This window comes from Buttiauxella sp. (assembly GCF_035271705.1).
Lineage (GTDB): Bacteria > Pseudomonadota > Gammaproteobacteria > Enterobacterales > Enterobacteriaceae > Buttiauxella.
The window spans coordinates 1-4,175 of record NZ_DATERI010000204.1 but is presented as its reverse complement, the minus strand read 5'-3'; the positions used below and the strand labels follow the sequence as shown (position 1 = coordinate 4,175).

At 46.8% G+C, this 4,175-nt stretch carries 4 protein-coding genes and 1 pseudogene; all 5 read left to right on the top strand.

Annotation, left to right across the window (positions count from 1 at the left end):
- Positions 1-253: pseudogene (locus VJY99_RS18125) on the top strand (transcriptional regulator); the annotation flags it as partial.
- Positions 254-467: 214 nt separating this feature from the next.
- A complete protein-coding gene (locus VJY99_RS18120; protein ID WP_324120964.1) occupies positions 468-929 on the top strand; it encodes a fructose PTS transporter subunit IIA in 462 nt (153 codons plus the stop codon).
- On the top strand, positions 926-1,249 hold the full coding sequence (locus VJY99_RS18115) for a PTS fructose transporter subunit IIB (protein ID WP_324120962.1): 324 nt from the start codon (positions 926-928) through the stop codon (positions 1,247-1,249). The genes VJY99_RS18120 and VJY99_RS18115 overlap by 4 nt, the downstream gene beginning before the upstream one ends.
- A 13-nt stretch (positions 1,250-1,262) precedes the next feature.
- Complete coding sequence (locus tag VJY99_RS18110; RefSeq protein WP_324120960.1) at positions 1,263-2,369, top strand: PTS fructose transporter subunit IIC; 1,107 nt, start codon at positions 1,263-1,265, stop codon at positions 2,367-2,369.
- Positions 2,370-2,399: 30 nt separating this feature from the next.
- Positions 2,400-4,175: alpha-mannosidase (locus tag VJY99_RS18105; protein WP_324120958.1), on the top strand; the 1,776-nt coding region annotated here is incomplete at its 3' end.

Sequence of the window (4,175 nt, the reverse complement as noted above, 5' to 3'; positions counted from 1 at the left end):
TATACCCCAGCTTAAAGAACTGGAGATCGACCTGTTTCTTTTTTCTTGTGAAGGCATTGATAAAGACGGTGTGCTATGGGACTCAAATATCTATAACGCAGAATTTAAATCCTTATTGATGAAGCGTGCTACTCAGTCTTTATTACTCATTGATAAAAGTAAAATAAATAGAACTAGTGCAATGAAAATCGGCAATCTGGAAGATGTGATATTGATTACTTCAAATAAAAGTCGTCACATCGAACAGCACTGATGTTTGCAAGTTGGGTTAACCTGATACTCTAATAAATAAGTTTGGAGTGCATCACAAATCAGCCTGATTTTTTGACCCAAGTCTCTCTTTTCTTGCTTTCCACATAGTTCGTTTCCCCTTGCAGGCGGAAAACGTATCTTTTTTTGCCGAAGCAATATGTCCTAATATATCACTTGGATTAATGACAAAAATAAGTAGATGGAGATGGACGTATATGCTCATTACTCGTGAGAATATTTTCTTAAATATGACATTCAGAGATAAGAGAGAAATTTTTTGCTTCCTCGCGACACAGGCTGTCGCACAAGGGTGGGCTGAAGATGCTGATAAAATTGAGGCGGATCTTTGGGCGCGGGAAAACCAATACTCAACGGGTTTTGAAAGCCAGATTGCTATTCCTCACGCTAAAACGGCCAATGTTACTCATGCCGGGGTGATTTTTATTCGTCTGCAAAATCCTATTGATTGGGAAAGTCTGGACGATCTACCGGTACAAATTATTTTTGGTCTGCTGGTTCCTGAATCTGGGGCAAAGTTGCTGCATTTACAAATTATTAATAGCCTGGCCAGCCAAATCGTTGATGACGAATTCACCGCGCATTTATTTTCCGTCAACGATGAAGACGAACTATTTCAATATATGAAATCGCGTATCGCTATTGAGGAGGAAGTATGAATATTGTCGGCGTGACATCTTGCATTGCGGGTCTAGCCCATACACCGATGGCCGCCAAATCCCTGGAAAAAGAGGGCGGGCGTCTGGGGCACCAGATAAAAATAGAGCAACAGGGTGCTATGGGGATCATGAATCGAATTACCAATGATGATATCCAGGTGGCAGATTTCGTACTGATTGCGGCTGACCGCACCATTGAAGAAGAAGAGCGCTTCGCCGGGAAAATAATCATTCGCGTAAAAATAGGCCAATGTGTGAGCCATGCTTCTGAAGTTTTAATGAAATGCGTTTCAGCTGTTGAGGCTCGTCTGAATAAATAACTAAGGTGATGTCATGAAAAAAATAATGATAGATATAAAGAATCATCTTATGACAGGCATTTCCTTTGCCTTACCCGTTATTATTGCCGGTTCTCTGATGGTGGCGGTTGCCAAAATCATGGGTCTGGTTATCGGCGAGCCTAATCTTGATGCCTTTGCGCATAACCATGGGCTGACAAACTGGCTGTACCTCACCCAAGACATTGGATTTAAGATTATTGGGTTAATGAATTATGTTCTCGGTGCCTATGTCGCCTATTCAGTGGCCGGTAAAAAGGGGCTGGCTCCTGGTTTTACGGCAGGGTTAATTGCCACGCTAACCGGTTCTGGTTTTATCGGCGCAGTGCTGGGTGGTTTACTGGCCGGTTACTCGTCTGAATGGGTTGCACAAAAGATAAAAATTACCGGCGCGGCGTCAAGCTCTGTGCCGTTGATTATTCTGCCATTTATCACCGTTGGCTTGCAGGTGCTGGTGATGTTATTGCTGCTGGGGGATGTGCTGAGTTGGCTGAATACCTCGTTGATGAACTGGGTTCAGCAGATGACGAAAGATGGCACCAGTGCCGTGGTGTTGGCGGCGGTTCTTGGTGGGATGATTTGCTTTGATCTCGGCGGGCCGGTCAACAAAGCGGCGTGGAGCACCGCAAACATTCTGTTCCTGAATGGCGTATATCTTCCTGCTATTTTGGTTAATGTCGCGATTATTATTCCACCGTTAGGCTATGCGGCTGCCCGTTTTTTACGCCCGAATAACTTTAATCAGACGCTAAAAGAAGCGGGCAATGGTTCAATTATTATGGGGATTCTGGGGATATCCGAAGGTGCCATTCCCTTCACCCTGCGCAACCCGGCACGCTTAATTCCTCTCAATGTTCTGGCCGGGACTCTGGGGGCGGTGACTGTTGCGTTATTAAAAGCCTATCCCATTATGCCGCCGTTGGGTGGGTTATATGGGGGTTTCACCGTTGGAAACCCATGGTCTTATTTCATTGGTGCATTGGTTGGCACAGTCGTTATTGCTTTGGGTGCCAATCTGTTAGTGAATTTCAATGACGAAGAACCCGGTATAAATAAACCCAGCAAGCATTCTACGGAAGAGATTGAAATAAAATTTGATTGAATATTGTACTTTGCGTAAAGGGAGATCGATATGAAAAATAAAGTTGTCCACATTTACAGCCATACACACTGGGATCAGGAGTGGTATTTCACCTCGTCGCGCTCACGTATCTATCTTTTTAACCATATTAAAAACGTGATTCGTATACTGGAGAATAACGATGATTTTCCCTGTTACCTGCTGGATGCGCAAAGTGCATTAATTGAAAGTTATTTGCAGTGGGCTCCGGAAGACAAAGAGGTATTGTTCAAATTAATTGCTGAAAAACGCCTGCTCACCGGCCCGTGGTACACCCAAACCGACCAACTGGTTATCCACCAGGAGTCGGTGGTGCGCAACCTTTGGTACGGCATTAAAGTTGCCACCGAAGCCGGTGGTAGCATGGCGCTGGGTTATGTTCCTGACTGTTTTGGGCAGGGTGGGAATATGCCGCAGATCTACAAACAGTTCGGTATTGACCACGCGCTGTTTTGGCGTGGCATTGCGGACAACACGCTACTGGAAACAGAGTTTATCTGGCAGGGCGATAACGGTGACCAGATCTTTGCAGTTCAGATGCCATGGGGCTACCACTACGGTGGCTTGCTTGATGAAAATCCTGAAAATATGGCGGCGTTTCTTAATGAAAAATTGTCACCCATTGAGGCACGCAGTGCCCGTGTAAACTTGCTCTATCCCCACGGATTTGATCAGGCTCCGGTGCGGGAAAATCTGCCAGAGTTAGTGAAGCAGTTCAACGCTTGCGACGACCAGCGGCATTATCAGATAAGCAGCCCGCAGGCCTTCCTCGAAGCGTTGCAAAAAGAGGTTGCAACCGGTGTGCGGGTACTTCAGGGCGAGTTGACAGAAGGTAAGCATTCCCGCGTTCACAAAACCATTTTCTCATGCCGTGCGGATCTCAAGTTGCTCAATAACGAGATTGAATCGCTGTTGGTGAATACGCTTGAGCCTGTTCTGGCCATTAGCCGCAGCCTTGGGCAGGTGTATCCGGCAAAAATCATCGCTGATATCTGGAAGCTCATGTTTTATAACGCCGCTCATGACAGCATTGGCGGTTGTAATAGCGACGAGACTAATCAGGATATTTTCTTCCGCTACAAGCAGGCTCGCGATTTAGCCGTCAACCTGCTGGAGTTGCATACCCGGCTCATTGCCATTCGTACCCCGCGCGAGCACGATTATACCTTCACTATATTTAACCCTCTGACCAATACGACCATGCCGCAGGTGACCTTTGAAGCATGGTTGCCGGGGATTCCCTTCACCTTGCGTGATGCGGCGGGCAATGCCTTGCCCTACGTCATTGAAAAACAAATCAATCTCACCCAATACGTGTTGAACCAGACTATTCGCCTCAATCCGGATAAACCGTACCATAAGCCAGAAAAAGTCTATCGCAGCCAAATTACGGTGAATAGTAGTGCTTTACCGGCACTGGGCTACACGCGCTGGTATCTTGATTTTGCCACTGACGGCGCAAGTCAGACGCTCAAGGAAAACGCATCGGTCATCGAAAACGCCTTTTATCGCCTGGAAGTGGAAGAGAACGGGTTGCTCACCATCAACCATAAATCCACCGGTAAACGCTACGAGCGCCAGATGCTGTTGGTGGAAAACGGTGATGATGGCGACGCCTACAACTATTCGCCTCCGCGAGGTGATTGGGTTGTCACTTCTGAAGATTGCCTGGTGTCAGCGTGCCGGGAGATGAATGATCTGAACCAGTCGCTGTTGCTTGAATATGTCCTTAACGTTCCTGGCAACCTCGAAGAGCGGGCGCAGGGCATCGCCACCTCGGCAATGAAA